General features: G+C 63.1%; 27 protein-coding genes, 2 pseudogenes, 1 riboswitch and 1 other annotated feature. Of the genes and pseudogenes, 9 read left to right on the top strand and 20 right to left on the bottom strand.

Annotation, left to right across the window (positions count from 1 at the left end; genetic code table 11):
• Window positions 1–107: 107 nt before the first annotated feature.
• The 5 genes from JOH52_RS22995 to JOH52_RS22975 form a co-directional block, all read right to left on the bottom strand.
• Window positions 108–743, bottom strand: coding sequence for a response regulator (locus JOH52_RS22995; RefSeq protein ID WP_014530863.1), 636 nt, complete (start codon window positions 741–743; stop codon window positions 108–110).
• Window positions 743–2,407 (bottom strand): sensor histidine kinase, encoded by a 1,665-nt coding sequence (locus tag JOH52_RS22990; RefSeq protein ID WP_014530864.1) that lies wholly within the window; start codon window positions 2,405–2,407, stop codon window positions 743–745. The genes JOH52_RS22995 and JOH52_RS22990 overlap by 1 nt, the downstream gene beginning before the upstream one ends.
• A 99-nt stretch (window positions 2,408–2,506) precedes the next feature.
• Window positions 2,507–3,523: an SDR family oxidoreductase gene (locus JOH52_RS22985; protein ID WP_014530865.1), complete on the bottom strand. Its 1,017-nt coding sequence runs from the start codon at window positions 3,521–3,523 to the stop codon at window positions 2,507–2,509.
• 96 nt (window positions 3,524–3,619) lie between these two features.
• Window positions 3,620–3,811 (bottom strand): hypothetical protein, encoded by a 192-nt coding sequence (locus tag JOH52_RS22980; protein ID WP_003532118.1) that lies wholly within the window; start codon window positions 3,809–3,811, stop codon window positions 3,620–3,622.
• A 55-nt stretch (window positions 3,812–3,866) separates the two neighbouring features.
• Complete coding sequence (locus JOH52_RS22975) at window positions 3,867–4,109, bottom strand: hypothetical protein (protein ID WP_013850199.1); 243 nt, start codon at window positions 4,107–4,109, stop codon at window positions 3,867–3,869.
• Between the two features lie 189 nt (window positions 4,110–4,298).
• Here JOH52_RS22975 and JOH52_RS22970 point away from each other — a divergent pair, with 189 nt between their 5' ends.
• The 4 genes from JOH52_RS22970 (at window position 4,299) to JOH52_RS22955 (ending at window position 9,616) form a co-directional block, all read left to right on the top strand.
• A complete protein-coding gene (locus JOH52_RS22970) occupies window positions 4,299–5,156 on the top strand; it encodes an SDR family oxidoreductase (protein WP_003532113.1) in 858 nt (285 codons plus the stop codon).
• Window positions 5,157–5,316: 160 nt separating this feature from the next.
• Window positions 5,317–6,246, top strand: a complete 930-nt coding sequence (locus tag JOH52_RS22965; protein WP_010974994.1) for a substrate-binding domain-containing protein — start codon at window positions 5,317–5,319, stop codon at window positions 6,244–6,246.
• 471 nt (window positions 6,247–6,717) lie between these two features.
• Window positions 6,718–7,911 (top strand): MFS transporter, encoded by a 1,194-nt coding sequence (locus JOH52_RS22960; RefSeq protein WP_010974993.1) that lies wholly within the window; start codon window positions 6,718–6,720, stop codon window positions 7,909–7,911.
• A 95-nt stretch (window positions 7,912–8,006) separates the two neighbouring features.
• Window positions 8,007–8,062 (top strand) — a sequence feature (sul1 is cis-regulatory element that is thought to sense ions involved in sulfur or methionine metabolism; They are found in Alphaproteobacteria).
• Window positions 8,063–8,128: 66 nt separating this feature from the next.
• Window positions 8,129–9,616: a SulP family inorganic anion transporter gene (locus tag JOH52_RS22955; RefSeq protein WP_013850200.1), complete on the top strand. Its 1,488-nt coding sequence runs from the start codon at window positions 8,129–8,131 to the stop codon at window positions 9,614–9,616.
• A 260-nt stretch (window positions 9,617–9,876) separates the two neighbouring features.
• On the opposite strand, the gene JOH52_RS22950 is transcribed toward JOH52_RS22955, so the two are convergent.
• Window positions 9,877–11,280 (bottom strand): alanine/glycine:cation symporter family protein, encoded by a 1,404-nt coding sequence (locus tag JOH52_RS22950; protein WP_041862735.1) that lies wholly within the window; start codon window positions 11,278–11,280, stop codon window positions 9,877–9,879.
• 533 nt (window positions 11,281–11,813) lie between these two features.
• The gene (locus tag JOH52_RS22945; protein WP_003527838.1) at window positions 11,814–12,023 is read right to left on the bottom strand and encodes a dodecin; all 210 of its coding nucleotides are present in this window, start codon (window positions 12,021–12,023) and stop codon (window positions 11,814–11,816) included.
• Between the two features lie 289 nt (window positions 12,024–12,312).
• Between JOH52_RS22945 and JOH52_RS22940 the strand changes: the two genes are divergently transcribed.
• Complete coding sequence (locus JOH52_RS22940; protein WP_014527651.1) at window positions 12,313–12,759, top strand: PPC domain-containing DNA-binding protein; 447 nt, start codon at window positions 12,313–12,315, stop codon at window positions 12,757–12,759.
• A gap of 3 nt (window positions 12,760–12,762) precedes the next feature.
• Here JOH52_RS22940 and JOH52_RS22935 read toward each other — a convergent pair whose 3' ends face one another.
• The gene (locus tag JOH52_RS22935) at window positions 12,763–12,948 is read right to left on the bottom strand and encodes a hypothetical protein (RefSeq protein WP_010974989.1); all 186 of its coding nucleotides are present in this window, start codon (window positions 12,946–12,948) and stop codon (window positions 12,763–12,765) included.
• A gap of 166 nt (window positions 12,949–13,114) precedes the next feature.
• The gene (locus tag JOH52_RS22930) at window positions 13,115–13,513 is read right to left on the bottom strand and encodes a hypothetical protein (protein ID WP_010974988.1); all 399 of its coding nucleotides are present in this window, start codon (window positions 13,511–13,513) and stop codon (window positions 13,115–13,117) included.
• A 580-nt stretch (window positions 13,514–14,093) separates the two neighbouring features.
• Between JOH52_RS22930 and JOH52_RS22925 the strand changes: the two are divergent.
• Window positions 14,094–14,354 (top strand): annotated as a pseudogene (locus JOH52_RS22925) (helix-turn-helix domain-containing protein); the annotation flags it as partial.
• 80 nt (window positions 14,355–14,434) lie between these two features.
• Here JOH52_RS22925 and JOH52_RS22920 read toward each other — a convergent pair.
• From JOH52_RS22920 to JOH52_RS22910, 3 genes are all read right to left on the bottom strand, one after another.
• Window positions 14,435–14,731, bottom strand: coding sequence for a type II toxin-antitoxin system RelE/ParE family toxin (locus JOH52_RS22920; RefSeq protein WP_010974986.1), 297 nt, complete (start codon window positions 14,729–14,731; stop codon window positions 14,435–14,437).
• Window positions 14,721–14,969: a type II toxin-antitoxin system ParD family antitoxin gene (locus JOH52_RS22915; RefSeq protein ID WP_003527850.1), complete on the bottom strand. Its 249-nt coding sequence runs from the start codon at window positions 14,967–14,969 to the stop codon at window positions 14,721–14,723. Before JOH52_RS22915 ends, JOH52_RS22920 begins: the two co-directional genes overlap by 11 nt.
• Before the next feature lie 107 nt (window positions 14,970–15,076).
• Complete coding sequence (locus tag JOH52_RS22910) at window positions 15,077–15,232, bottom strand: hypothetical protein (protein ID WP_010974985.1); 156 nt, start codon at window positions 15,230–15,232, stop codon at window positions 15,077–15,079.
• A gap of 355 nt (window positions 15,233–15,587) precedes the next feature.
• Between JOH52_RS22910 and JOH52_RS22905 the strand changes: the two are divergent.
• A pseudogene (locus JOH52_RS22905) lies at window positions 15,588–15,713 on the top strand (IS481-like element ISRm20 family transposase); the annotation flags it as partial.
• 83 nt (window positions 15,714–15,796) lie between these two features.
• Here the strand turns inward: JOH52_RS22905 and JOH52_RS22900 are convergent.
• The 6 genes from JOH52_RS22900 to JOH52_RS22875 all read right to left on the bottom strand — a co-directional run bounded on the left by JOH52_RS22900 (window position 15,797) and on the right by JOH52_RS22875 (window position 22,168).
• The gene (locus JOH52_RS22900) at window positions 15,797–16,591 is read right to left on the bottom strand and encodes a class I SAM-dependent methyltransferase (RefSeq protein ID WP_013850206.1); all 795 of its coding nucleotides are present in this window, start codon (window positions 16,589–16,591) and stop codon (window positions 15,797–15,799) included.
• Window positions 16,592–16,594: 3 nt separating this feature from the next.
• Window positions 16,595–17,395: an ABC transporter ATP-binding protein gene (locus tag JOH52_RS22895; RefSeq protein WP_014530872.1), complete on the bottom strand. Its 801-nt coding sequence runs from the start codon at window positions 17,393–17,395 to the stop codon at window positions 16,595–16,597.
• On the bottom strand, window positions 17,392–18,435 hold the full coding sequence (locus JOH52_RS22890) for a FecCD family ABC transporter permease (protein ID WP_010974980.1): 1,044 nt from the start codon (window positions 18,433–18,435) through the stop codon (window positions 17,392–17,394). The genes JOH52_RS22895 and JOH52_RS22890 overlap by 4 nt, the downstream gene beginning before the upstream one ends.
• On the bottom strand, window positions 18,432–19,517 hold the full coding sequence (locus JOH52_RS22885; RefSeq protein WP_014530873.1) for an ABC transporter substrate-binding protein: 1,086 nt from the start codon (window positions 19,515–19,517) through the stop codon (window positions 18,432–18,434). Before JOH52_RS22885 ends, JOH52_RS22890 begins: the two co-directional genes overlap by 4 nt.
• Window positions 19,518–19,685: 168 nt before the next feature.
• Window positions 19,686–19,915: riboswitch (cobalamin riboswitch) on the bottom strand.
• A 312-nt stretch (window positions 19,916–20,227) separates the two neighbouring features.
• Window positions 20,228–20,626, bottom strand: a complete 399-nt coding sequence (locus JOH52_RS22880) for a hypothetical protein (RefSeq protein WP_014530875.1) — start codon at window positions 20,624–20,626, stop codon at window positions 20,228–20,230.
• A 552-nt stretch (window positions 20,627–21,178) separates the two neighbouring features.
• Entirely contained in the window at window positions 21,179–22,168 is a 990-nt protein-coding gene (locus JOH52_RS22875; protein WP_010974978.1) for a GlxA family transcriptional regulator, read from the bottom strand.
• A 146-nt stretch (window positions 22,169–22,314) separates the two neighbouring features.
• Here JOH52_RS22875 and JOH52_RS22870 point away from each other — a divergent pair, with 146 nt between their 5' ends.
• Both JOH52_RS22870 and JOH52_RS22865 read left to right on the top strand, forming a co-directional pair.
• On the top strand, window positions 22,315–23,142 hold the full coding sequence (locus JOH52_RS22870) for an alpha/beta fold hydrolase (RefSeq protein WP_014530876.1): 828 nt from the start codon (window positions 22,315–22,317) through the stop codon (window positions 23,140–23,142).
• Between the two features lie 95 nt (window positions 23,143–23,237).
• A complete protein-coding gene (locus JOH52_RS22865; protein WP_013850212.1) occupies window positions 23,238–23,747 on the top strand; it encodes a hypothetical protein in 510 nt (169 codons plus the stop codon).
• A gap of 143 nt (window positions 23,748–23,890) precedes the next feature.
• Here JOH52_RS22865 and JOH52_RS22860 read toward each other — a convergent pair whose 3' ends face one another.
• Together JOH52_RS22860 and hutC are read right to left on the bottom strand one after the other, a co-directional pair.
• On the bottom strand, window positions 23,891–25,852 hold the full coding sequence (locus JOH52_RS22860) for an elongation factor G (RefSeq protein WP_014527661.1): 1,962 nt from the start codon (window positions 25,850–25,852) through the stop codon (window positions 23,891–23,893).
• Between the two features lie 118 nt (window positions 25,853–25,970).
• The gene (gene hutC / locus JOH52_RS22855; RefSeq protein WP_010974974.1) at window positions 25,971–26,678 is read right to left on the bottom strand and encodes a histidine utilization repressor; all 708 of its coding nucleotides are present in this window, start codon (window positions 26,676–26,678) and stop codon (window positions 25,971–25,973) included.
• Between the last annotated feature and the right edge of the window lie 78 nt (window positions 26,679–26,756).

Genomic DNA, 26,756 nt, shown 5'->3' with positions numbered 1-26,756 from the left:
GAAGGGCGACAAAGGAAAACAGGATAGCGGCGGTTGACCGGCACCGACTTATCGCAAGCTCCATGCCAGCTCGGAGGCTCAAATGCCTCCGTTTTTTTTCGAGCGGCTCAAGATCTCAAGGGATTGGCGTACTGAACATGAAGCGCAGCAAGCGTGGCGCGATTGCTGATGTCCAATTTGCGGAAGATATTGTGCAGGTGGATTCCGACCGTACCTTCGGAGGTTCCGAGCCTCGACGCGATCATGCGGTTGGAGAGACCGCCGCAAATCAGCGCTGATATCTCGCGTTCTCGCGGTGTAAGCAGACTGAACCTCTCCAGCGGCGCGTCGTTACTGACCTGAGACGCATTTGCCATCAGATCGGCCGGCAGCCACTTCCCGCCCATGGCGACCCGCCGCATGCAGTCGAGCAGCGCTTCCGGCGCATATTCCTTCAGGAGAAGCCCAGAGAGCCCCATCTTCAGCGCTTCCGCGATCTGCGGACCGCTGATCGTCGCGGTCAGGAAGATCACCCTCGTCAGCCGCCGCGTGCCGCGGATCGCCCTCAGGATTTCCAATCCGCCCATGCCCGGCATGGCCACGTCGAGGACGGCAATGTCCGGCTGGAGGCGGGATATGAGCGAAATCGCTTCGACGCCACTTGCCGTTGCTCCGACGACGTCGAAGTCCGGCGCTGCGGCGATGATGTCCTGCAATCCTCGCAGGAGCAACGGGTGGTCGTCGACGAGCAACACCGAATGCATCACCTGACCTCCAGCTTCAGCGGTAGCGCGATCTTGAGCCCGAGGCCAGGAGAATTCCGGCAGACTGCCAGCTTTCCGCCAAGCTCCGCCACCCGCTGCGACAGCGAAAGGGGATTCATCTCGAGTTCACCCGGTATTCCCGTGCCGTTATCGGTGATCTCCAGGTTCAGGAGCTCCGCGGTCCTGGCAAAAGCTATCCGCAACAGCGTCGCTCGTCCGTGGCGCACCGCATTGCTCGCGGCTTCGGAGATCAATTGCATTATCTCGTAAAGCATCCATCTGGGCACCACGAGCGGCGCGGGTCCGTGCGACACGTCGATTGCGCAATTCCACTGCGTTCTCAACAGGTCGAGAAATTCCGGAAGTTCCTGCTCGAGCTTGGCGAGATTGCCTTCCTCTCCCGGTCGGTTCTCATCCACGAATTTGCGGACACATTGCTGCTGTTCGAGGATGAGCGACCCAACCTCGGTCAGCTGCGTCTTCGCGCCATCCGGGATTCCTTCTTCGATCAGTTTCAGTTTGAGACGCGCCGCAGTGAGGTTCTGAAGCACGCTGTCATGCAGATCGCGGGCAAGGCGCATGCGCCCCTCCGAACGGGCGGCCTGGATAAGAGCGACACGCTCGAGCTCCGTCCCGACGCGGGTGGCGATGATCTGAGACAGATCTTTCGTGTCGTCGGCGGCGTTGGCGAAGCTGACCACGAAAACGCAGCCGCGATATCGGACACTGGAGAAGGCGGCGGAAAATACCTTGAGATCCGATTGCTCGGTGTTTGCGTGGATTTGGGGCAAATCGGCGAAGAGGCCATTCAGCGCCTCTCCGCTCCTGCGACCGCGTCCCTCGTGGTGATCGGGATCGTGACGACGCCAGAAGTCGGTGTGCCTGAGGTCGGCCAGTTGGAGCGTACCGTTGGCCCAGTATGCTACGCACCCCGATTCGAATTCCTGCTCGCGCCAGATGACGAGCAGATGCGCATCGCCAAGAACGCCGGAAGCATGTTCCAACAGGATGCTCAGCCACGACACCCGGTCCTCGCCGATTGCGCCCGGCGGCCACTGCGCGAGTTGCGCAAGGCGCTGCCGGCTTCGTTCGCGATAGGCTCCGAAATAGCCGAGCGTCGCGGCGACGAGCACGAAATAGATGGACCGCATGATGAAGACGTTGAGTTCCGCGTCGCCGTCGAGAAGGTCGGGAAGGCCGACCACGAGTTGGACGAGAAGGGCGATCAGTGCTCCGAGCGCGGCACCCTTCAAACCCCAGCGCATCGTCATCGCCAGGATGACGAACGGAAGTATAGAAAAGAACGGGCTCGCCAGTTCGTTCGTCAGAAACGTCAGCCAGCCGACGACCGCCGCGTCGATACCATGGATCAGAAGGTGCACCGGGCTGATGAACGAGTACCGCAGCGGGAAGATCACCAGCGCAATTGCGAGGAGAAGGTAGAGGCCGAGAACGACGCGAGACTCGTAAAGAAGCGAGTTCGGCCGAGTGGGATCGAGATAGATCGCCAGGATAGCGAACGCTGCCGTGATCACGCGACCGAGGCAGATTAGGCGTTCCGGATCGGTGCGCAACAGCCACTCGCGCGCCAGCCCGGCAAATTCCCTGGCGGGGCGGTGAGCGCGCGCAGGCGCGTCATTCCGGGTCGGCTGCGTGATCGTCATGCGCAACTCTGCCTTCGCGCGATCGCGGAAGTGAAAATTTATATTAGTATGTCGCGATCTTCACTGCGAATGCGGCGAAAGTCAACGATCCGATGCCGCCTAAGCGCGCCTGAAGAGACGCGCGACGCTGGAGCGGCCTCGGCCGACGGGCGCGCGCGACTTGCCGAGGACCAGCGCGGCGACGGCAATGCCTAGCACGCAGACAGCGGCTGTCGTTGCGACCGGGACCCGGCGGGACGAGCGTAGCCCGCCGTCTATGCCCCCGGGCTCTGCCGGTGCCCTGAACAGATTGCCATGGCTCCTCGCTACGCGCGGCGCGCGGCTCAGATAGCGCGATGTCAGCTTCGCCATGAGCCGCGGGGTCATGTTCGGCGCGACGAAATGCGCAAACCGCGTCAGGTCGGCGACGAGGCCGACGGTCAGCGAATTGCGCGGGCGTTCCGCCAGGCGCACGATCGCCCGGGCAGCGCGGCGCGCATTGTAGACGGGCGGGGGAACGCTCAGCCTGCGACCGGTGTAATTGGCGCCGTGCCCGACCCCGGGTGTGTCCATGAAGGTCGGGTAGACGTCGCAGATGTGAATGTCGCGTTCGTCCGCGAGCTCCGCCCGTAGAGCTTCGGAAAAGCCCCTCAGGCCGAATTTGCTGGCGCTGTAGGCCGCGGCAAAGGGTGCAGAGGCGAAGCCGCCGAGCGAGATCATGTTGATGAAAATGCCGTGTCCCTGCTTGCGGAAGATCGGAACCGCCGCATGCGCGTCGTTGAGATGGCCGATCAGGTTGGTGCGGATGACCTGTTCATGCGCTTCGATCGGCGTTTCCTCGAAGCGGCCGACGGCGCCGACGCCGACATTGCTGAACCAGACGTCTATCTTGCCGAAGCTCATCGCCTTCCTGGCCAGGTCCTTGACCGCATCGGCATCCGTCACGTCGGTCGGGGCGACGAGAACCTCCGCCCCGAGTTCCCGGCAGGTTCTGGCCACCTCGTGAAGCGCGGCCGCATCGCGGGCCGCCAGCACGAGCTTCGACCTGCGCCCGGCAAAGGCCTCGGCGGTCGCCTGTCCAACCCCCGACGAGGCCCCGGTGATGACGACCACTGCATCTTCGAGAGAATTCAACATACTGCTCCTCCATCTGCAGTCGGCAACCGCATCGCAAGCATCGCCCCCGCCGCGTGTGGAACCGCGAGCTACAGAAGATGTTCCGGCGCCGGCCGGCTAACGCTTCGTCTTGCCGGCGTCAGAAACCTTGCCGCGATGCGGATCCTTTAGGTTCTCGCCGACGGCGTCCCGGTCGCGTTCCGGATCATCCTTGGCGGGAAGGTATCCTCTCGGGCGCGTCTCCTTCGGTCCTTCCCACCGCGGCGACTGCTCGGTGGTGCCGGGCGCGCCTTCCTTTGGCGTTTTCATCGTCATTCTCCATTAAGCTGCGAGGCGAACCGATCACTGGGCATCTGGATCGCACTCATTCCTGGTCTTTCATGTCGGGTAGGGGATTGCGCTGGTCGGCATCCTCCAGGTCGGACTTGACGATGTATTCATCCCTCTTCAGGCGCGCCGCCTCCCGCGCGGCCTTGGCGTTCGGGATATCGTCCGGTTCGATCGGGGGTTTGTCGGCCCCGGGGCGCAGATCGCTGTCATTCTCGACAGGCCGTTCCACAGTCTTCACATCAAGGGGGGCGGCCGATGGGCGCTTGGCTCTCTCCATCTTACTCTCCTGCTTTTTTGGGTCAGGAGGGCAACGTAGAGCCGTAGGCGAAGTTCCATCGGCGGTCTTCTCAAGGCTCCCATGGCCCGGAACAAAGCCGGTCTGCTCGAGTTAGGGCCGTACTCGCCGGGGCAGCCCAGCGATGCCGATCGCCATTCTAGAAGGAGTCTTGCGAAGGAGTTCGTGACCATGGAAAAATTTCCGCACCCTCCCTTTCCCCGCCAAACCCAGGAAATGCCCGGCACTACCGATCGGATGCAGCCGCTGCCGGATCACGGGGAAAACTCCTACCAGGGTTCCGGACGCCTGAAGGACAAGAGAGCCATCATCACCGGCGGGGACAGCGGCATCGGCAGGGCCGTGGCGATCGCCTATGCGCGCGAGGGAGCGGACGTCCTTATCAGCTATCTGAGCGAGCATGACGACGCGATGGCCACCAAGGCTCTGGTGGAGGAAGCAGGTCGCAAGGCCGTGCTCGCCGCCGGCGACATCCAGTCGTCCGACCATTGCCGCAGGATCGTCGAAACGGCCGTTCGGGAACTCGGCGGCATCGACATTCTCGTCAACAATGCAGCCCATCAGGCGACCTTCAAGAACATCGAAGACATCAGCGACGAGGAGTGGGAGCTGACATTCCGCGTCAACATGCACGCCATGTTCTACCTGACCAAGGCAGCGGTGCCGCACATGAAGAAGGGCAGCGCCATCATCAACACCGCTTCCATCAATGCCGACGTTCCCAATCCGATCCTACTCGCCTATGCGACCACCAAGGGCGCGATCCACAATTTCAGCGCCGGTCTCGCGCAGATGTTGGCCGAACGCGGGATAAGGGTGAATGTCGTGGCCCCGGGCCCGATCTGGACGCCGCTGATCCCCTCCACCATGCCCGAGGATACCGTCGCCAATTTCGGCAAACAGGTGCCGATGAAGCGACCGGGCCAGCCCGTGGAACTCGCCTCGGCCTATGTCATGCTGGCGGATCCGATGTCGAGCTACGTGTCGGGCGCAACGATTGCCGTGACCGGCGGCAAGCCTTTCCTTTGACCGGACGCCGGCCTTTCATTCACCGCCATGAAGTGGTGCCGTCGCGCCGATAGCCTCCACCGAAATCAAGAATGAAACGTACATTTCATTCTTGATTTTCTTCAGAACCTGTATTCCATTTACACATGGATTCTGAAGTCCAGCTGAGGGAGGTTTACCCATGAAACATCTATTGTCCGCCGCAGTCCTGGCTCTCTTTGCCGGCAGCGCGCATGCCGAGAACGTCGGCATCACCATCGCCCGTTCCGACAGCGCATTCCTCACCATTCTGCGAAACGGAATGCAGGACCAGGCGGCCAAGCTCGATGGCGTCACCGTCCAGGTCGAAGATGCGCAGAACGACACGAGCCGCCAGCTCGACCAGGTGCAGAACTTCGTCTCTTCCGGCGTCGATGCGATCATCGTCGTCGCGGTCGACGGCGACAGCACGCCGGCGTTGACGAAGATGGCGACCGACGCGGGCATTCCGATCGTCTATGCGAACCATCCGCCGGCCGATGTCGACAAACTGCCCGAGACGGCTGCCTTCGTCGGCTCCAACGAGATCGATTCCGGAACGCTCGAGACGAAGGAAGTCTGCCGGCTGCTCGGCGGCAAAGGTGCTGCCTATGTCCTCATGGGACCGCTCAACAATCACTCTTCGCTTACGCGCACGAAGGACATTCACGACGTCATCGCCACCGACGAATGCAAGGGCATGAGCGTCATCGAGGAGCAGAGCGCCAATTGGGACCGGCTCGAAGCCGCCAACATCATGACGAACTGGCTTTCGACAGGACGGGAATTCAATGCCATCATCGCCAATAACGACGAGATGGCGATCGGCGCGATCCAGGCAATGAAGGCGGCGGGGGTCGACATGTCGAAGGTCGTGGTAGGCGGCATCGACGCGACGCCGGACGGCCTGGCCGCCATGGCCGCGGGCGACCTGGACGTAACCGTCTTCCAGAACGCGATCGCTCAAGGGGCGGCCGCAATGGACGCCGCGGTCGCGCTTTCGCGCGACCAGAAGACCGCACGGCAGATCTGGGTCCCCTTCGAACTGGTGACGCCGGAGAACATGAAGGACTACGCTACCGCAAATCAGTAAGGCGGTCGTTGGGAGGCACGATAGGGATGCCATGTTTGATGCCCCTCATCCGCCTGACGGCACCATCTCCCCGTCTTGACGCGTCAAAACGGGGAGAAGGGACGAGTGGCACGCCCTGAACATGTCTCGAATGCGAACGGACATCGCGGCCACACCCGGCGGTGAAGGCGTGCAGAACGCGACCGCGAGTCCCTTTCGCCCCGCTTGCGGGGAGAAGGTGGCCGGCAGGCCGGATGAGGGGCGGGTTACAGAGGCAACGTTCGAACGAGGTCGGCCATTCCCCGCCGCGCTGACGCCCATCCTCTAGGCAACGCAGCCCACCATTCGTGAATTTCATTCATAGGCATTGCGACTGGCGAGGTGCTTATCGCAGCCGCCCGGCTGCAGCATATTGCACTGCGAAACATCAACCATCGCCAACGTCTTCTAGCCCGTGTCGCTTTCGCGAATGGCGGGCGGAAAGGATTTGCCATGCCTTTGGCCATATTCGCATTGACGATCGCTGCCTATGCGATCGGAACCACCGAATTCGTGATCGTCGGTCTCCTGCCGACGGTCGCCACCGACCTCGCAATCACGCTGCCGCTTGCCGGCCTCATCGTCAGCGTCTACGCGCTCGGCGTCACCTTCGGCGCGCCGGTCCTGACGGCGCTGACCGGGCGGATCGAACGCAAGCCGCTGCTTCTCGGCCTGATGGCGCTCTTCATCGGCGGCAACACGGCGGCGGCACTGTCGCCGAACTACGAGGTGCTGCTCGTCGCACGGGTGCTTTCGGCCTTTGCCCACGGCGTCTTCTTCTCGGTCGGCTCGACGATCGCCGCCGATCTGGTACCGGAGAACCGCCGCGCTTCCGCGATCGCGATGATGTTCATGGGACTCACGGTCGCGATCGTCACCGGCGTGCCGATCGGCACCTATATCGGCCAGGTCTTTGGCTGGCGGGCGACCTTCTGGGGCGTCTCCGGCCTCGGCGTCGTCGCCTTTGCCGGTATCGCCACCCTGCTCCCGGGCACGCTCGCCAAGGCCGCTCCGGCGAGCCTTCTCGACCAGGTGCGGGTGCTCGGCTCCGGCCGTCTGCTGATCGTTTTCGCCATGACCGCGCTCGGCTATGGCGGCACCTTCGTCGCCTTCACCTTCCTGGCGCCGATCCTGCAGGAGGTCACCGGTTTCTCCGAACGGAGCGTCAGTCTGATCCTCGTGCTCTATGGCGTCGCCATCGCCATCGGCAACATCGCCGGCGGGCGGATCGCCAACACCAATCCCGTCAAGGCGCTGATCGGCCTCTTCCTTCTGCAGGCGCTCGTGCTGGTGATCTTCTCGTTCACCGCCGTTTCGCCGGTCCTGACGCTCGTGACGCTCGCCGCTCTCGGTTTTCTGTCCTTCGCCAACGTGCCGGGCCTGCAGCTCTATGTGGTGCAGCTTGCGATGGAGCACCGCCCCGGCGCCGTCGACGTCGCCTCGGCGCTCAACATTGCCGCCTTCAATCTCGGGATCGCGCTCGGCGCCTGGCTCGGCGGCATGGTGGTCGACTCTCCCTTCGGACTTTCCGCCACCCCATGGGTGGGCGCAATCCTCGTCTCCGGTGCGCTTCTGCTGACGCTTTGGAGCGGCGTTCTCGACCGGCGCGGCGCGGTATCAGGCGAGCCTGCCACTGTCACAGGCTGAGATTTGCAGCAGACGGGCGCTGCCGCCGGCCTTGCGGCGGCGCCCAATTCGTCATTGCATCGGCAACAGCCGATCCGTATAAAGCCGGAACTCACCCTGGACCCGGTGTAACTCCGGGTGGCTCTTCTGGCCGCCGATCCGCCAGACAACGCAACAGCATCAACCCTTGACGAGCCGGTTCCCGCCGGCCTGGTGTGCTACTCTTGCGAAGAAAATCATGAAAACGACGATTACCAGCTATAAACGCGAATGGTTCTCCAACATCCGCGGCGACGTCCTTTCGGGCATCGTCGTCGCGCTTGCGCTGATACCCGAGGCGATCGGCTTCTCGGTCATCGCCGGCGTCGATCCGAAGGTCGGCCTGTTCGCCTCCTTCGCCATCGCCTGCGTTTCCGCCTTCGCCGGCGGCCGCCCGGGCATGATCTCGGCGGCGACCGCCGCCACCGCCGTCCTGATGGTCACGCTCGTCAAGGAACACGGCCTCGAATATCTCTTTGCCGCCACCCTGCTGATGGGGCTCTTCCAGATCGCCGCAGGCTTCCTGAAGCTCGGCCGGGTGATGCGCTTCGTCTCCCGTTCGGTCATCACCGGCTTCGTCAACGCGCTTGCGATCCTGATCTTCATGGCGCAGCTTCCGGAGCTCATCGGTGTGCCGCACCTGACCTATGCGATGATCGCGGCAGGGCTCGGGATCATCTACCTCTTTCCCTATGTCACGAAGGCGGTTCCCTCGCCCCTCGTCGCCATCGCCGTGCTGACCGCGGTCGACTTCTGGACCGGAATGGACGTCCGCACCGTCGGCGACCTCGGCGCATTGCCGTCCAGCCTGCCGATCTTCGCGCTGCCGCAGGTGCCGCTCACCTTCGAGACGCTTCAGATCATCTTCCCCTACTCGGTGGCGCTTGCCGCCGTAGGGCTGCTCGAATCCCTTCTGACCGCTCAGATCGTCGACGACATGACGGACACGACGAGCAACAAGAGCCAGGAATGCATCGGTCAAGGCGCCAGCAACATCGCCTCCGGCCTCATCGGCGGGATGGGCGGCTGCGCCATGATCGGCCAGTCGGTGATCAACGTGACCTCCGGAGGGCGCGGGCGGCTCTCGACCTTCGTCGCCGGCGCCTTCCTTCTCTTCCTCATCCTCGTCCTCGACGACCTCGTCCGCATCATTCCGATGGCCGCTCTCGTTGCTGTCATGATCATGGTCTCTGTCGGCACCTTCTCCTGGCGCTCCATCCTCGATCTGCGCCGCAATCCCCTGCCCTCCTCCGTCGTGATGCTGGCAACCGTCGTCACCACGGTCGGCACCCACGATCTCGCGAAGGGCGTCCTGGTCGGGGTGCTTCTGTCGGGGGTGTTCTTCGCCGGAAAGGTCGCCCGCCTCTTCCACGTCCGCTCGATGCTCGACGAGAGCGGAAAGGTGCGCACCTATCATGTCGACGGCCAGATCTTCTTCGCCTCGACCGAGGGTTTCATCGGCGCGTTCGACTTCGCCGAGCCGTTGGAAAAGGTCGTCATCGACGTCGGCGAGGCGCATCTGTGGGACATCACCGCAGTCGGCGCACTGGACAAGGTGGTGCTTAAATATCGCCGCCATGGCGTCACCGTCGAGGTGATCGGCCTCAACGCGGCAAGCGCTCATATGCTCGACCGCTTCGCCGTGCACGACAAGAGCGAAGGCGCGTCGCTCACCGTGACACATTGAATCATGAGACCCCGGGTCGAATCGGATCAACCCGGAATCTCGTCCACAGGGATACGGGTGCCGTGCCGGCGAGAACGGCTCGACTTTGCGCTGCCCGATCTCCGGGCGATTCCCGCCAAACTCAGTCCTTCCGGCCCCGCCACTCCAGGACGATCAGTTCACTGAAACGCTCCAGATCACGATGAATTTAGGTCGGTCGACCTAAATTCATGAAGGTGAGCGGTTCCAACAAGTTGGAGCGGGCGGCGGGCGGAAAGCCGTTACACACTTTTCCTGGACGCGCTCTGGCCCTGGCTGTGCGAGGCCACTCCCGCGCCGGCGCGTTCTTCGGCAAAGTAGTCACGCGTCAGTTGGGCGATGACCGGGGACAGGAGCAGCAACGAGATCAGGTTGGGGATGGCCATCAGGGCGTTCAAGGTGTCGGCCACCAGCCAGGCAAAGTCGAGGCTGAGGGTCGCGCCGAAGAACACTGCAACGGTCCACACGATGCGGAACGGTATCGCGCTCACGGTTCCGATCAGGTATTCCCAGCACTTCTCGGCATAATAGGCCCAGCCGAGGATCGTCGTGAACGCGAACAACGCCAGTGAGATGGTTACGAGATAATTCCCATAGCCGGGCAGCGCCGCCTCGAACGCCGCAGAACTCAGCACCGCTCCGGTTTCGCCCGATGCCCAGACACCCGACACCATGATCGCCAGACCCGTCAGGGTGCAGACGATGATCGTGTCGATGAACGTGCCCATCATGCCGATGACGCCGGAGAAAACGGGATTGGCGGTCGAGCCGGCAGCCTGTGCGATACCGGCGGTACCGAGACCCGCCTCGTTCGAGAAGATGCCGCGCGCCACACCCATGCGGATCGCCATCAGCACAGTGGAGCCGAGGAAGCCGCCGGTGGCCGCCGTCGGGCTGAATGCCTGGGTGAAGATGGTGGCGATGGCCTGCGGAATGTTACCGGCAAAGACGACGAGGACGGCAGCCACGCAGACGAGATAGAAGATCGCCATGAAGGGCACGACCTTCTCGGCCACCGCGCCGATTCGCTTGATACCGCCCAGGATCACCGCACCCGTCAAGACGGTCATCACGATGCCGCTGATCCACGTCTCGATGCCGAAGGCGTTCTCGACCGCACTGGCGATACCGTTGGCCTGGACCATGTTGCCGATCCCGAAACCCGCCAGTCCGCCGAAGATGGCAAAGGCTGTGCCCAGCCACTGCCAGTGCTTTCCGAGTCCATTCTTGATGGCGAACATCGGTCCGCCGGCGTGTTCGCCTTTGTCGTCGACCTCGCGGTATTTCACCGCTACGACGACCTCGGCGTATTTCGTCGCCATTCCGACGAAGGCGGTAACCCACATCCAGAACAGCGCACCGGGTCCGCCCACCGCGATAGCGGTAGCGACGCCGGCGATGTTGCCCGTGCCGATGGTGGCCGACAGCGCCGTCATCAGCGCGGCGTAGGGCGTAATCTCGCCTTCGGCGGCCCTCCCCGGCCTGCGGCTTTTCAAGATCATGCGGAAGCCATAGACCACTTTGCGGATCGGCATGAAGCCCAGGCGAAGCTGAAGATACAGACCGGTGCCAATGATCAGCACGATCATAGGCACGCCCCAAACGATGCCGTTGAGCCAGTTAAAGAATTGGTTGAGTGCTTCCACGAGACTGCTTTCCTCCCTGGTGCCATGTCTTTCCGCGAGCCTGAGCACGCCTGCGGCCTGACTAACTTCACCGGCGAATATTGCAAGCCGTCTTGTTCATGGGCCACAGGCACCTCGACTCATTTCGCTCGAGGATGGCCCGGGTGTCCCCCGTCTGCGAACACGCAGGCGGTACCCGTGGAGCCGGTTCGTCAGGCGCGATGGATACATGCCGGCCCCCTTGGGACCGCGATCATACATAGAAGTCGACGTTGGTGAATTTCATAGTTCGAATGCTTCTATTTATGAAATTGATGATGGCCGGCAGATCGGCATGGGAAAGCGGCGCGGCCGGCACGAAACTGTCAGTACTCGGCGCGCGAACATACATAGCCATTCAGCCGTCAGTCGGCCCTTAGGAAAGGGCCGACACCCGGCATCGCCGGCTTCCGCATGGGTGCCGGCGTCTCTTCTCGTGGCAATCGCAGGCAGGTGGAACCCGCGGAACAAGTCGGGGCGGAATGTCGCATCCCGTTCTCGGCGCCGTGCGCACCTCAATCGTCGATGCGGAAGCCCACCTTCATCACCACCTGGTAATGCGCGACCTTGCCATTCACGATCTGGCCGCGAATCTGGTCCACTTCGAACCAGTCGAGATTGCGGGTGGTTTTCGAAGCACGCGAAATCGCCCCTTCGATGGCCTCGTCTATCGAGTTCGGCGAACTGCCGATCAGCTCGATCTTCTTGTAGACGTGCTCGCTCACGGTTTCCTCCTGAAGGATTCTGGTTTGATTCCAGGCTCGCCGGATCTCCTTGTTGGCGCGGCAAGGGACGGCGGCAGATCGCCGCCAGGTACAATCATGCCCCCGTTCGGCGCGAACCGCCAGCGTTCGAGGAAAATCGGCGTGCCGCGCTGGGCGGCTGGCCGCCATCGGGATCAAAATGCTCTATGACGCTCGCGGAGATGCCCGACACTTGATGAACGGTTGGGGCTTCGCTCAATCTGGAACAGATCGTCATGGTAAAAGTTCGGGCGGAGACGAGGGCAAATTGATGAAACAGAAACTTTTGGCGCAAGACGCGAGCGAACGTACCTTCATTCTCGTACTCGAGGAGGGCGACGAAGCATTCTCGGCTATTTCGGCCTTCGCAGCCCAGGCGGACATCGCGGGCGCCTCGGTGACGGCGATCGGCGCCTTCAGCAGTGCCACGGTGGGCTTCTTCCGTATCGAAAGCAGAGATTACCGGAAGATCCCCGTAGCGGAGCAATCGGAAGTTCTGAGCGCGATCGGCGATATTGCCCGGGACGAAGCCGGCCGCCCGAGCCTGCATTTGCATGCGGTTCTGGGATTGGAAGACGGGTCGACACGTGGCGGGCACCTTCTCGAGGGTTACGTCCGTCCGACCCTGGAGGTCATCATCCGCGAAAGCCCGACTGGATTGTGCCGGCGCAAGCGACCGGAACTCGGGATAGCGCTCATCGAGCTCGACGCTGAATGAGGCTCAGCTTTTCGCACTCGAATTCGGGTTGCGCTTGTCTTCCCGGCTGACCTCGCCTTTTGAGGCTTTGGAACCGCCGCCCCATTCTTTCGCCTTGCGGGCCTCGTCGCCGCCTACGTGACCCGGTTGGTTCTTCTTGGCGGTGCCGCTTTCGCCCTTGGTCTTGGGACGGTCCGGTTTGTGTTCCATCTCGGTGCTCCAATGCTTGTTTCTGGCCGGCACGCGCCGGCAACCTTCGACACGGCGACCGAACAAGCGAGAAACCGATCGGTTCCTCGCAAAGCATGCCGCGATCTCCCGACTGCGGACTCTCTACCTGGACGCACATCGTATCCGGCAGGACGGGCCGCAATTTTCACCAGGGCCGCCAGCCGCTTGACCAGTAACGGCCCTTCAGATCGCTCAGCCGGTCCTCGATATCGGCGATCAGGTCCTCGATGCGCGAGGAGCTCCGCGAATGCCAATAGGGCCGGCTGGTCCCTGCAATGAGCAGCCCCAGAAGACCGACCACGGCGAGTGCCGTCCAGGCGGGATGTTCCCTTGCCATCTCGCCGGCCCTGCGGCCGGTGTCCGCGATGGCCCTGCCGGAATAGATGCCGAGATCGGAGAGCTTTTCGGTCAGCGCATTGACCTGCTCGCGCAACGATCTGACTTCCTCTTCCATGCTTGCCTGGTCCGGAACGCCCACCGATCCGTTCTTCGTATCGACCACGCCGCGCGGTATGGTGGATCCGAGTCGCTTTTCCTGTGCCATATGCTCATCCTCCGTGTCTGGGTCCCAACTTGTCAGAGACAGCAACCCGGAAACGGCGGCCGGGGGCCCGGAGTTCCTTTTGAGGTCGAATTTGGATCTGATGACGCCTGAGCAGGCGGATTAGGCAACAACGGATTTAGAGCGGGATGAGGAAAAGTGTGTGCGGTTTTCCGCCCACATCCCGCGTCACGTTCATGTTTTTAGGTCGACCCGACCTAGCTAAAAACATCGTGATCCAATGCCTGTTGAGATTCATCTTGAGTTTATAACGGCTGCTGCGAGATGATGATGGCGTTGGTGCTCTGGTGGGTTTGTCGGCACGTAGGGCGGTGCGGACAAGATTGCCGAGCGCGTCGGTCAGCGCGGGGAGGACTGCAATCTCACCTCCTCATCTCTGTGCTTGTCACAAAAGATCCAGCAGCGCCGCGTCTGCGGCGCGGGGAAGAGTTCTTCCAGCCCAAGGACTTGGGCTGGCTGGATCCCTGTGACAAGTTTCTAGCCCGGGGACATAACTGACGGGTGTTCGGGGAGATGGCTGACACGTCATACTGGCATGGATTTGGCTTCGGAGGGCTATTCCATGCCGTGGCGAGAGGTATCGACGATGGGAGAGCGGCGGGGGTTTGTGCGACTTCCGCTTGAGGAGGGTGTGAACCGGCGGGAATTGTGCCGGCGGTTCGGGATCAGCCCGGATATCCGCTATAAATGGCTGGCGCGGTGGGAAGCCGGCGACGGGGAGTTGGCGGATCGCTCACGGCGCCCGCATATAAGCCCGATGCGTTGCAATGAGGCGGTAGAGGCCGAGGTGCTTGCGATGCGCGATGCGCATCGGGCTTGGGGGACGTGGGCGGATGATTACATGCTGACAGGTAAACATGATACCCTGCCCTACTTCGACGCTTCGCGCGGCCGGCCGCTTCTCTACAAATGCCGTTGGGCGTCCACACGGCCATGCAGGATGCGGATGATGTCGATCCGGTCGCCGCGATCCCGAAAATAGACGATGTGCGCTCCTGCCGGGTATTTGAGATAACCCGGCCGCACATCGACATTGCGGCCTTTCTTCGTCCCTACGGCCAGTCCCTCAAATGCAGTATAAAGCTGGTCTTGGTAGGTCTCCGCCTGTTCCAGAGACCAGCGGCGAGCCGTGTAGCGCCATATCTTCCGAAGGTCGGCCTTGGCGGTAGGAGCGAGCCGGAAAGGCCGTTCAGTCGCCATATTCGGCGCGCATTTCGGCTTTGAACGCTTCGTTGTCGAATGGCTCTGGCTCGCCGGATTCTTCGCCCTCGATCAAGGCCGCTTCCAGCGCCCTTACCTTCGCCTCGTGTTCTTCCAAAAGCCGAAGTCCAGCCCGCACAACGTCGCTGGCGGAGCCGTAGCGGCCGGTTTGCACCTGGCTGTCGATGAAACCGGCGAAGTGATCGCCAAGGGAAATAGATGTGCTTCTAGCAGCCATGGACATATCTCCTTGTTGAAGCGCAATATACCAGCAGTTGCTATTTTTTGGCAAGGATCGGTCTAACGACGCTTACATGCAGCTAATGTAAGCATCATGTGTGCCCGCTACTCGCCACCCTCTCGAACGACCGGGAAATTGTATTTCGCGAAAAGCAGGTTCAGCGCCTCGGCCACAAGCCGCTCCTGCGGTATCCGCTTGCCCTTGTCCTCGGGGGTTCGGAAGCTGACTTCTTCCAGCGTCTCCCAATAGGCCGGCGGCAAATGGTGGGTTTTGGCCGTCTTGCCCGCGACGGCGGAATGTAGGTTCCCGCCGGCTGCGGGCTGCTGGCGCGGCCGCCGGCTGCTCGGCCGCCTTGATGGTGGTCGCTAGGAGGGAAGGCTCGCGACTCATGCTTTCATCCTTTCGTGCTTACTTGTAATCATGCTTGCCTGTTCCGAAAGGAAGCTGAACAGGCCGGCGACTTCCTGGGCGGCACTTCCCTGCGGCTCCAACTCCTGTGGCGTCTGCCCCAAAGGCTGGTGCGTCCTCGTAGGCTTTCGGGCGGGACACATGGATGGGCGCGACTGGTACGTTGAACCGATCCGTGTTCGCTGCGGCGTCGTCCGCCGCACTGCCCCCGGCGACCGCGACGGCCACTATGGTGTTTTCTTCGCTGCCCATCACATCGCGACAATCAACTTGACCAACAATCAATCGGTCAGTGATGTATCCGAACAGACGTCCGTTATGTCTCCGGGCTAAACAACAAGCACAGGGATGAGGTAATCAAACAAGCGCCGCGGGTATCCCAAATCTCAACGTGCCTTAGTGCGTGGGGAAGTGATCTACCTGCGCCCGGCATCTCCCGAAGGCCGCGAGCAGACGAGGAAAAACCTGCGGTAGAAGAACGTCCTCAGCCTGTTTCTGAGATCGGCATTCCTGCGCTGGGCCGCCGCGATCGGGCGGCGGGATGGCAACTCTATGTTCTCGAATCCCGCCTCTTCGATCAAAGGGAGAAGTCTTTCGACGGTGAGGCCGTCGCCGAAGGGCAGACGCTCCATGATCGTCGCATGGCGTTCGCTCATGGCCCCGTCGTAATGCGGGTCGTGGCCGATGATCTGCTCGAGGGCAGCCACCGCGATTGACGCCAGACGGCCGAGCGGTGTCGGTTTCGACCAGTCTCCGTCGAAGACGAGCAGCCTGCCGCCCGGCTTCAGCAGGCGGAACCATTCGGCGAAAGCCTGCTCCGGCTCTGTCAGCGTCCAGACGAGATGCCGGCAGACCACCGCATCATAGGTCTCGTCCGGCTCCATCGTGCGCTCGGCATCGGCCAGTATGAAACGGACCCTGTCGTTCCCAGCGTGCTTGCGCCGCGCGACGGCGAGCATGGCCTCGGAGAAATCGAGCGCCGTCACTTCGTGGCCGAGCGAAAGGAGCACGTTGGTCACCTCCCCCGTCCCGCAGGCGAGTTCGAGAACCTTCAGCGGCCTCGCCCCCAGTGCGTCGCGCATCGCTGCCGCCCAGGCGTCGAGCTCCGGCCCCGGCGGGATGCGATGGCCGAAGGCGAGGTCGAACGTTTGCGACCGCTTCGACCAGTATTCGCGGATATCTTCCTTCAGGTCGTGGTTGCGCATGTCCATGGGTCAGGCTCCGACGGCGGCGATTGCGGCAAGCGGACGCGGGCGTCTTACGCGATAGCGGATGGAGCAGCTTCCGTCGAACTCGTGCTCGACCTCGACCTCGATCCCGAAGACTGCGCGGATGCGCTCGACCGTCAGTACCTCCCGCGGGCGCCCGAGCGCCACCAGCCGGCCGGCCTGCATCACCGCGATCCTGTCGCAGAACATAGCGGCGTGGTTGAGGTCATGGAGCGCTGCGACCACCGTCAGGTCCTGGCGGCGAACGAGGTCGAGCAGGCTGATCTGATGGCCGATGTCGAGATGGTTGGTCGGCTCGTCGAGGAGCAGGATCTTCGATTGCTGCGCCAGCGCCCGAGCAATGTGCAGCCTTTGCCGCTCGCCGCCGGAGAGCGTGTGCCAGAGGCGATCGGCAAGATGCGCCATGTCCACATTTGCGAGCGCCGCCCCGACGATCGCATCGTCCTCCGGCGACCAGGGCGAAAGCGGCCCGAGATAGGGCGTGCGGCCGAGCTCGACCGCTTGGCGCGCGGTGATCCGCTCGCCGGTCTCGGCCTGCTGCTCGACCAGAGCGAGCCTTTGCGCGACCGTGCGGCGGCCGAGCGTCCCGATCGGACAACCGTCCAGAAGCACCTCCCCCCTCTTCGGCTTGCGGATGCCCGATATGAGCGACATCAGGCTCGTCTTGCCGGAACCGTTCGGGCCGATGATGCCGAGGAACTCTCCCGTCTCGACGGTGAGGGAGACATCCTTCAGGATCTCCACCCCACCGGCCGACCATGAAACCCCGCTCGCCGAAAGCGTCATGCGCGGTCCCTCCTTTGTCCGAGTATCAACGCGAAGGCCGGGGCGCCGACGAGCGCCGTGATCACGCCGATCGGCAAGACCTGGCCGGGAATGAGAACGCGCGACAGGATGTCCGCGAGGATCATGAATACGGCGCCGATGAGCGCCGCTGCCGGCAGCAGGACACCGTGGCGGACGCCGACGAGCATGCGGGCCGCATGGGGGATGACGAGGCCGACGAAACCTATCGAGCCGACGATGGATACCATCACCGCCGTCATCATCGCCGAGACGCCGACGAGCGCGAAATAGGTTCGCCTGACCGAGATGCCGAGCGAGGCAGCCGATTCCGACCCGAAGGTAAACGCGTCGAGGGGACGGGCATGCCAGAGACATACGACGAGACCGAGAAGCGTCGCCGGCACGGCGAGCCAGGCATCCGGCCAGCGCACGCCCGAAAGGTTGCCGAGCAGCCAGAACATGATGCCGCGCGCCTGCTCGGCCGTCGCCGCCTTGGTGACGATGAAGGAGGTCAGCGCGTTGAAGAGCTGTGACCCCGCCACGCCTGCCAGGATGATCGCCGCGGTGCCGCGGCCGGCCTTCACCGCCAGCAGGCTCACCAGGACGAAAGCGACCAGCGCGCCGATGAAGGCGCCGAGCGGCAGCGTCAGCATCCCGGCACCCACACCGAGAATGGCGACGCTGACCGCGCCCGTCGAGGCGCCGGCGGAGATGCCGAGAATGTAGGGGTCGGCGAGCGGATTGCGCAGCAGCGATTGCAGCACGGCGCCGGAGAGCGCGAGCGACGCCCCGCAGGAAGCGGCCACGACCGCCCGGCTCAGCCGGTAGCTCCAGATGATGCCCTCGTCGATCGGTGCCAGCGGATAGCCGGCGTTCCACAGCCGGTTCGCGACCGTCTGCGCAACGGTCTTGAACGGGATCGCCGTTTCGCCGATCGCAGCGCCCATCCAGAGTGCTGCGAAGAGGATGACGAGCGCGGCGAGAGCCGCGCCGACGCGTCCCGTCCCCGTTCGCCCGGCCAGCGTCAGCACGCGGCTCACTTGCCCAACCCACCCTTGGAGGCCAGCCCCGCCTTGGAGGCCAGCCCCGCCTTGGAGGCAAGTCCGGCCTCGGCGATGGCATCCGCCAGCGCTTCGACGCCCTCGATCGTGCGGATCGTCGGGTTCATCGCCTGCGCATCCATGGCGAACACATAGCGTTTGGCGACTGCCGGCATGAGGCTCGCCACGGGATCGGTCTTCAGGAATTCGAGTTTCGCGTCGAGGCTGTCGAGCGGGTAACGTCGACGTTCCATGGAGCCGGCAACGATCATGGTCGGCTCGGCTTTGGCGATGGTTTCCCAGCCGACCGTCGGCCATTCGTCTTCTGTGTCGATGATGTTTTCGATCCCGAGCGCCGCCATTATGTAGCCGGGCGCGCCATTCCTGCCGGCGACATAGGGGTCGGCATCGGCAGCGCTGGAGAACCAGAAGACTGCCGAGAGCTTGTCCCCGGCCGAGGCGACCTTGGCGCGCGCCGCCTCTTCTCGGCTTTTCAGCTCGGCGACGACCTTCTCGCCCTTGTCCTGAACATTGTAGATCTGCGCCAGCTCGCGAATTTCCCGGTAGACGAGATCCATGGTGAAGACCTGCCGGCGCACGCCGTCGCTCGCCGCCGAATTCTCCTTGCCGGTGCAATCCGATGGTGATGTGTAGACCGGGATGCCGAGCTCCTCGAACTGCTCCGGCCTCGCGACCACGCCTTCCGGGCCGACCTGCCACTGAAACTGCACCGCCACCATGTCCGGCTTCTTGGCAAGTACACTTTCGAAGCTCGGATCGTTGTCTGCCAGGCGCTCGACCCTGGCGTTGACCTCCTCGTAACCTTCAAGGACGGGGCCGACCCAGAGGGCGGTGCCGGCGACCTTATCCGCAAGGCCGAGCAGATAGAGGATCTCTGTGCTGCTCTGGCCGATCGAGACGGTGCGCGTCGGCGTCTTGTCGAAGGTGATCTGCCGTCCGCAATTCTCGAGTGTCAGCGGATAGGTCGTCTCGGCAGCGAAGACGGGATGGCCCAGAGCCGCTGCGCCGATGGAAAAAGTAATGAGACCCGCAATGAGCGGTCGTTTCAGAAAGCTGTTCATGAATAGTCCCCGAGTGTGAGGCCGCTAGGCGGCCGTGATGGTCAGCCTGCCGATCGGGTTCGATCGGACGAGTGACGGCTGGACCTCGGGGAAACTGATGAAAGCGTGCGCCGCGAGGCGCGAAAGACGGTCATGGCTTGCTCCTGTTCCGGGCATCCCCGCCCGTGACGTTGGATCGATTTGACGGCAGGTCTCCTGGCTCACGGACAGAGTCGCTCATCTGCCTTCCCGCGCAACGCGCGCAGTGGCTGGCGCGTTGGCGCCACAAGGACGAACGACGATCCGCTTACAGTTGCGGGGGCAGCCACGGTTTTGGTCCCTCTTGGGTCGTCCGCACCGTGTTCCCTATTAATCCCCTCCACCTCACGGGTAGGGGAACCGTCGGTCCCAGTTAATGTGGAACGCAGCCGCCGGTCAAGGTGGAAGGCAACGGTTATCTCCCACACGCAATCCGGCTAATGCCGATCCGGCTAATGCTACGGCGATATTTCACTACGGCGAGTTTATTATGTTATACCATTACGTTCGTCAACAGCAGATGCTCTGCGCAGTACGGCAACAGGCTTGCAAGGCGTGGGGTTCGCCGCACTGTTTTCCTGAACACCTTCTCGTCAGCATACGACGGGGCGTCCTGAGGCTTGTGGCGGCCTTCGCCCTGTTGCCTTCATGCTTCAGAGCTTGGCGATCAGTTCGCTTGCTCAGGTTCGAATTCAGCGGCGGCAGCTATCGGCCGCGCGTTCCCTTGCAGCAGCGGCGATATTCGACCGAGCCGCTCCTCTCGTCAGGCCGCGTTTGCGTTGGAATGTCAGGCTCCAACCGTTTCCGCTGGCCTGCCAGCCGTCGGCCACCGGTTCCGAGCGGCCAGCCGTGGCGCCCTGCCTCCCGGAGCGCGCCTTCAATCTAGATGCAATTCCTGCAGGGTCGATCAGGATAACCAGCATGAAACCGATCGGCGCGAGCATGTATGGGGGAATGCCTGTCGGTACGCTCGCGAAAGCGGCGATCGACACGGCCACGATAATGCAGATCAGGTTCGTCAACGGGTGGGTGATCGTCCTGAAACACGCTTCAGAAACAGTGGTGTTCCGTCCGTAGTCCGACAATGCCATGGGAGAGATCCATCCGGTTGAGTTGTTCCCCTGCCGAGATCACGATGACTTTAGGCCCCGTCGACCCAAAATCATGGAACGTGATCGTGCAAGGAGCCAGAGCGGAATGCCGGCGGCAGACCGCACACACTGTCCGCTCCAGACTCCAGCGGCGCGAATGCTGCAATATGTACCCTGAGGCACAGCTGGCAACGGGCCTAAGACCTTTGCCCTTACGGGGTCGGACCAAGGTCCTATAGATGGGCGCGGATGGCACTCTAGCTTCCTGGCTTCCCACCTATACAAGGACCTAAACCTTTTTAGCGACACTTGAGGCGGGGCCTCGCCGCTTGGCGGGGTCCCGCTTGCGTCGTCAACCGAGGGCCGGCGGGGAATCGCTTCGCAGACATGCGAGTGCCCGCGCAGGGGATGACGCGGGCACTGCAACAGGTTGGGGTCCTGAATGTCGCTGGGGGACAGAAGCGACACCTGTTAATTCTTCAGACCAAAATTTGTTCCGCAGCCGCGGGCGCGAAAAAAGCGACGCCGGCACGCTGCCGTCCACCGCGCAAGCTACCCGGCAGCCGCTACGGCGAAACGGTGCCGATAGTCGCCCGGAGACAGCCCGACGATGCGGTGGAACAGCTTGCGGAAGGCAGCCGCGTCCTCGTAACCGACGGACCAGGCGATCTGTTCGACCGAGCGTTTGGTGAACTCCAGGAGCTCACGCGCCTTGCCGACGCGCAGATGCTGCGCATATTCGATCGGCTTCATTCCTGTCGCCGCCTTGAAACGGCGCAGGAACGTGCGATCCTCCATCGCCACCACTTTTGCCATCTCCGCGACGCTGACGGCGCGGGCCTCGCGCGTCTGCAGCCAATGCTGCACTTTGAGAATCGCCTCGTCGCCATGATTGAGACGCGGCGAAAAGCTGGAATAGTGCCGCTGCTCGCGTCCGGCCGGATCGATGAGCAGGAAGCGCCCGGTCTCGACCGTTACCGTCGGACCGAACAGGCGGTCCACGAGGCGCATGCCGAGGTCGGTCCACGCCATGAGGCCGCCGGCGGTGATGATGTCGCCGTCCTCGATGACGATCTTGTCCGGATCGAGCCGGACGTCGGGGAAACGGTCGCGGAAGGCGTTGGCGAACAGCCAGTGCGTCGTCGCCGGGCGACCCTTGAGCAGGCCGGTCGCCGCAAGCACGAAGGTGCCGCCGCAAGTCGATGCCAACGTCGCGCCCTTGGCATGCCGGTCAAGCAGCCAGCGCGCATAGGGCGCCGCTTCCTCTGCCTCCATCGGTCCCGTCAGCCGGCCGGGGACAAGCAGGATCTCCGGCGCTTCCCGTGACCCGAGTTCGGGATGGGTGTCGAAACATCGCGCAAGACAGCCGTCGTCCTGAAGCCGCCAGTGAGTGATCCGCGCCACCGGTCCGCCGCGCTCGGCGGAGAACTGACCCGCTATGCCGATGAGATCCGTCATGCCGTGGACCATCGCCATCTGGCAACCCGGATAAAGCATGAGTCCGATCTCGGCCTTCGATGGCAGTGCTCGTCCCTTCGCCATGTCGCACCTCTTTGTCGGTTTCGGCCCGCCTAATGTCCGATCCGCCAATCCCGATCATTTCGCAATCGGCCTAATTCTTCAAGCACGGGGGGCGGCAAGTACAGCACGCCAACCGGCAATCTTCCAACCCGCTAAGGATGAAGAAAATGGCTACGATCACCACCAGGGACGGCACCCGCATCTTCTACAAGGACTGGGGCTCGCGCAATGCTCAACCCATCCTCTTCTCCCATGGCTGGCCGCTCACGGCCGACGTATGGGATGCGCAGATGGTCTTCTTTGCAAACAAGGGCTACCGCGTCATCGCTCACGACCGCCGCAGCCACGGCCGCTCGGACCAGGTGTGGGACAGCAACACCATGGATCGGTACGCCGACGACCTTGCCGAATTGATCGAGGCGCTGGATTTGCGGAGCGTGATCCTTGTGGGGCATTCGACAGGCGGCGGCGAGGTTACCCGTTATGTCGGCCGGCACGGCACCGGGCGCGTGGCGAAGGTGGCGCTGATCGGCGCGGTGCCGCCGCTCATGCTCAAAACCGAGGCCAACCCCGGCGGCCTGCCGATCGACGTCTTCGACGGCATTCGCAAAGGCACCTACGACAACCGCTCGCAATTCTTCAGGGATTTGACGATCCCCTTCTACGGCTACAACCGCGAGGGTGCTGCCATCTCCGAGGGGATCCGCGAGAGCTTCTGGCTGCAGGGCATGATGGGCGGCCTCAAGGGCCAGCTCGACAGCATCCGCGCCTTCTCCGAAAGCGACTTCAATGCCGACCTGGCGAAGTTCGACAAGCCGACCCTGGTGCTCCACGGCGACGACGACCAGATCGTGCCGATCGGCGCCTCGGCGCTCTCGACCGTCAAGATCGTCAAGCACGCCGTACTGAAGGTCTACGAGGGGGCCGATCATGGTCTGACGCAGACCTATCAGGACCGCTTCAACGCCGATCTGCTCGAGTTTATCGAAGCCTGATCACCGACAGCGCCTCGCACTATCAGTAACCTCCGTCGAGGGTAGCGGCTGTGCCGTCGCCCTCCCCGCTCCTTCCCGGCCCACAGGAGATCACCATGATCCCCGGATCTTCCATCGAGACCCTCCTCGCCCTGCACGTCGTCGTCAGTCTGATCGGCATCGCAAGCGGCCTCGTCGCCCTCCCGGCGCTCGGCGCCGGCCGTTGGCTCGGCCATTGGCACGCAGTCTTTCTCGTCACCACCGCGGCGACTAGCATTACCGGCTTCCTCTTCCCTTTCAGCGGGATCACGCCCGCACTGGTAGTCGGAGCGATTTCCGTCCTCACCCTCGCCATCGCTCTTGCCGCACTCCATGTCTTTGGGCTCCGCGGCCGGGCGGGGCCCGCCTATGCCGTGAGCGCGACTTTCGCGCTCTATCTCAACCTTTTCGTTCTTGTCGTGCAGAGCTTCTTGAAGGTTCCGGCACTGCAATCGATAGCACCGACGCAAACCGAGGCCCCCTTCGTCGTCGCGCAGGCCCTGTTGCTGGCGGCAAGCATGGCGCTCGGCGCAGCCGCGATCATCGGCTCGCGACAGGTTGCCCTGCCGCTGCCGGTGCGGGGCTAGAGCACTTCCAGGAAAAGTGTGTAACGGTTCTCCGTCCTAAAGTGCATCGTTGCAAAGGGTTAGAGCGGGATGAGGAAAGTGTGTGCTCCGCCAGGAACGATCAGAAGCGCGCCGTATCGATACGGCGCGCTACGTGCTGTCGGTCAATGCTCGTTGGCCGGCGCTCCGTGTGCGGTGACGATCGCCTGGGCTTCCTTGCCGTAGAGTTCCTCGAAATGATCGAAGTTCTTGGAAAAATAGCCGATTCCCTGGGTGGCGGATCTGAGCGAGCGCGCCAGATCGTCGAGCGCGCTGCCGGGTAGAAGGGCGCGGAAGATGTCCCAGCCTTTCGCGGCTTCGTCCCGATCGAAGCCGAGCACCTGGCCCTTCAACGAGGCAACGATCGGCACGAGACTGCCCGAATAGACCGAGGGGACATGGATTTCGACGCGAAAGACCGGCTGCATCAGGACGGAGGCGGCCTGCGACAGCGCCTGCCGGACGCCAAGCTTGCCGGCCGTGCGGAACGCATATTCCGAGCTGTCGACCGAATGGTGCTGGCCATCGGTGAGCAGCACGCCGACGTCGATGACCTTGAAGCCGAGGGGGCCCTTCTCCATCGCCTCGCGTGCGCCCGCCTCGACCGCAGGAATGTAATTGCGCGGCACCGCACCGCCCTTGACCGTCTCGGCAAAGGAAAATCCGTCGCCTCGCCCGTTCGGATGGACGCTGAGCTTCACATCCGCGAATTGCCCTGCCCCGCCGGTCTGCTTGCGATGGCGGTAATGAACGTCCGAGGATTTCGAAACGGTCTCCCGGTAGATCGGGCTCGGGGGCCGGTCGCTCACCTCGACATGGAAGACGTCCGACAACGTCCTGCAGACTTCGCGCAGATGCACCGGGCCTTGAGCGCAAACGAGCTGCGCCCCTGTCCCCTCCTCCTGCATCACCTTCAGGCCGCGATCGGTCTCGGCGAGTTTCGCAAGGGTCTCGGAGAGCTTGGTCTCGTCGCGTTCGCTCGCCGGCACCAGTATCCGTTCGAGCATGGGGGTCGGCGGGGTCGTCCAGTCGGGCGGAGCGACGGCCGCACCGGCCGTCAACAGCGACGGGACCGGCAGGTGGTCGGATTTCACCGCTCCGAAGAGCTGGCCCGCCTCGGTTACGCCCGAGCCGATGGGCCGGCCGCTTGCGGGATCCTGCAAAGCGCCGAGACTTGCGCCGCCGAGCGTCGCCCCCTGCTTCACTCCGTTCTGGAGAGCGCGGGCAAGAACCGTCTTGCCGACGCTCTGGCGATAATGGGCATGGAAACTGACCGCGAGGAGCGTCGTCTCGTCGACGCCGGCACCCGCGGCTAGGCGCTTTCTCAGCGCTTCGGCGCGCGGCGCCTCGTGCCGGAGCGCCTTCATCAGCCGCATCAGGCCGTTGCCGTGGCTGGCCGAGCCGAGGAGCACCGGAATGATCTTGTTTTCGTTCAGAACCCGTGTCGAGATCGAATAGATCGCGTCGCTCGCCGGCTCGCGGTCCTCGATGAGTTCTTCCAGCAGCCAATCGTCGAATTCCGAAAGATGCTCGAGAAGCTCCGCGCGTGCCTCGTGTTCGCGCTCGAGCGCGCTTTCGGGGATCTCGAAGAGGGAGGAAGGCTGTCCCTCGCGATAGCGCCAGGCTCGCTCCGAAATCAGATCGCAGCTGCCGATGATCCTGTCGCCGTCGCGGATGGGAATCTGCCGCAGGATGAGCGGGCGGCTGCAGAAATCCTGCAGGGCGGCGACGATGTCCCTTATGCGCCCTCGCGGCTCGTCCATGCGGTTGATGAAGAGGATGCAGGGTGTGCCGGACGCCTCGATCATGCGCAAGTAAGGGGCGGCGAGAACCGCCTCGTCCAATATCGGCGAAACACAGAGAACACATGCGTCGCTCGCGAGCAACGCATGCTGCGCATGCGCCAGGGCCTCGTTGTTGCCGGGGACGTCGAGCGCGCACCAGGCCTCGCCGCCGAATTCGAATTCGGTGAGACCCAATCCATATGGCGTAACTGATTTTTTCGGCTCGCCTCCCAGCGAGCCCACCCTCTCCACGAGCGTGGATTTTCCGATCTGCGAAGGACCGAGTACAGTAAAGCAGCGCATCGGCGTTCCTCCCTCTGCCAGGATGACACTGCCGACAGGATGCCCCTCGACGAGCCAAAGCGCCAGAGATTGGTGCTTTTTCTTGCAAAAATTGCGCGTTAGCAGGAGTTGACGCGGCCTATGCGGGCGCGCTCGGCGCGAACTCCGCGACGAGTTCGTGGCGATCTCCGGGATAGGTGAGCAGCACGCTGGTGACCGGTACGCCGCCGCTCCAGGTCCGGCGCTCGATGACGAGACAGGCCGCACCGACCGCAATTTCGAGCGCCTGTGCCGTCGGGCGACTTGCCGCGACGGCCCTTATGCGATGCTCCGCGGTGCTCCACGGCACCTTGCCGAGCAGCCACGAGCCCGGGGCGGCGGTCTCGAACGTCTCGGTTTCGGCTTCCGGCACCGCCGAAAGATTGATCACCCGCTCCTCGAGGCAGAAAACGCGGCCGCCGGCAAAATGGCGGCAGGTAACATCGAGAAGCCGCGACGATACAGGCAGATCGATGCGCCCCTCATCGCCGGCACGCATCTTGCGCACCGCTCGCTCGCCGAGACGGTAGGCGTAGTCGAGCCCAAGGGACTGTACCTCCCGCTTGACGTCGTGAATCTCCATCACCGCGGATTGGACCTGCGGAAAGCTGACATAGCTTCCGGACTTGCGCCGCCGCTCGATCAGTCCCCGCTTCACGAGTTCGCTCAGGGCCTTGTTCACGGTCATTCGCGAACAGCCGTATTGCTCCGTGAGTTCGTGCTCGAAAGGAATGCGGTACCCCGGCGGCCAGTCGCCGGAAAGAATGTGGCCCTCGACCTCGCTCAGAATTCTCTGATGCAGCGACAGGGGCTGTTCCTGGCGTTTTTCTTCGGTGTAGGCACGATTGCTGGAAATGGCGGGGCCCTCGCTCGTAAACGACCCCGT

The organism is Sinorhizobium meliloti (genome assembly GCF_017876815.1).
Classification (GTDB): Bacteria; Pseudomonadota; Alphaproteobacteria; order Rhizobiales; family Rhizobiaceae; genus Sinorhizobium; species Sinorhizobium meliloti.
This window is presented reverse-complemented; position numbering and strand designations above follow the sequence as displayed.

Bases quoted from the DNA above. Each gene is read 5' to 3' on its own strand.
- JOH52_RS22995 (WP_014530863.1), bottom strand. From the start codon at position 743: ATGCATTCGGTGTTGCTCGTCGACGACCACCCGTTGCTCCTGCGAGGA.
- JOH52_RS22990 (WP_014530864.1), bottom strand. From the start codon at position 2,407: ATGACGATCACGCAGCCGACCCGGAATGACGCGCCTGCGCGCGCTCAC.
- JOH52_RS22985 (WP_014530865.1), bottom strand. From the start codon at position 3,523: ATGTTGAATTCTCTCGAAGATGCAGTGGTCGTCATCACCGGGGCCTCG.
- JOH52_RS22980 (WP_003532118.1), bottom strand. From the start codon at position 3,811: ATGAAAACGCCAAAGGAAGGCGCGCCCGGCACCACCGAGCAGTCGCCG.
- JOH52_RS22975 (WP_013850199.1), bottom strand. From the start codon at position 4,109: ATGGAGAGAGCCAAGCGCCCATCGGCCGCCCCCCTTGATGTGAAGACT.
- JOH52_RS22970 (WP_003532113.1), top strand. From the start codon at position 4,299: ATGGAAAAATTTCCGCACCCTCCCTTTCCCCGCCAAACCCAGGAAATG.
- JOH52_RS22965 (WP_010974994.1), top strand. From the start codon at position 5,317: ATGAAACATCTATTGTCCGCCGCAGTCCTGGCTCTCTTTGCCGGCAGC.
- JOH52_RS22960 (WP_010974993.1), top strand. From the start codon at position 6,718: ATGCCTTTGGCCATATTCGCATTGACGATCGCTGCCTATGCGATCGGA.
- JOH52_RS22955 (WP_013850200.1), top strand. From the start codon at position 8,129: ATGAAAACGACGATTACCAGCTATAAACGCGAATGGTTCTCCAACATC.
- JOH52_RS22940 (WP_014527651.1), top strand. From the start codon at position 12,313: ATGAAACAGAAACTTTTGGCGCAAGACGCGAGCGAACGTACCTTCATT.
- JOH52_RS22935 (WP_010974989.1), bottom strand. From the start codon at position 12,948: ATGGAACACAAACCGGACCGTCCCAAGACCAAGGGCGAAAGCGGCACC.
- JOH52_RS22930 (WP_010974988.1), bottom strand. From the start codon at position 13,513: ATGGCACAGGAAAAGCGACTCGGATCCACCATACCGCGCGGCGTGGTC.
- JOH52_RS22920 (WP_010974986.1), bottom strand. From the start codon at position 14,731: ATGGCGACTGAACGGCCTTTCCGGCTCGCTCCTACCGCCAAGGCCGAC.
- JOH52_RS22915 (WP_003527850.1), bottom strand. From the start codon at position 14,969: ATGGCTGCTAGAAGCACATCTATTTCCCTTGGCGATCACTTCGCCGGT.
- JOH52_RS22900 (WP_013850206.1), bottom strand. From the start codon at position 16,591: ATGGACATGCGCAACCACGACCTGAAGGAAGATATCCGCGAATACTGG.
- JOH52_RS22895 (WP_014530872.1), bottom strand. From the start codon at position 17,395: ATGACGCTTTCGGCGAGCGGGGTTTCATGGTCGGCCGGTGGGGTGGAG.
- JOH52_RS22885 (WP_014530873.1), bottom strand. From the start codon at position 19,517: ATGAACAGCTTTCTGAAACGACCGCTCATTGCGGGTCTCATTACTTTT.
- JOH52_RS22880 (WP_014530875.1), bottom strand. From the start codon at position 20,626: ATGGCATTGTCGGACTACGGACGGAACACCACTGTTTCTGAAGCGTGT.
- JOH52_RS22875 (WP_010974978.1), bottom strand. From the start codon at position 22,168: ATGGCGAAGGGACGAGCACTGCCATCGAAGGCCGAGATCGGACTCATG.
- JOH52_RS22870 (WP_014530876.1), top strand. From the start codon at position 22,315: ATGGCTACGATCACCACCAGGGACGGCACCCGCATCTTCTACAAGGAC.
- JOH52_RS22865 (WP_013850212.1), top strand. From the start codon at position 23,238: ATGATCCCCGGATCTTCCATCGAGACCCTCCTCGCCCTGCACGTCGTC.
- JOH52_RS22860 (WP_014527661.1), bottom strand. From the start codon at position 25,852: ATGCGCTGCTTTACTGTACTCGGTCCTTCGCAGATCGGAAAATCCACG.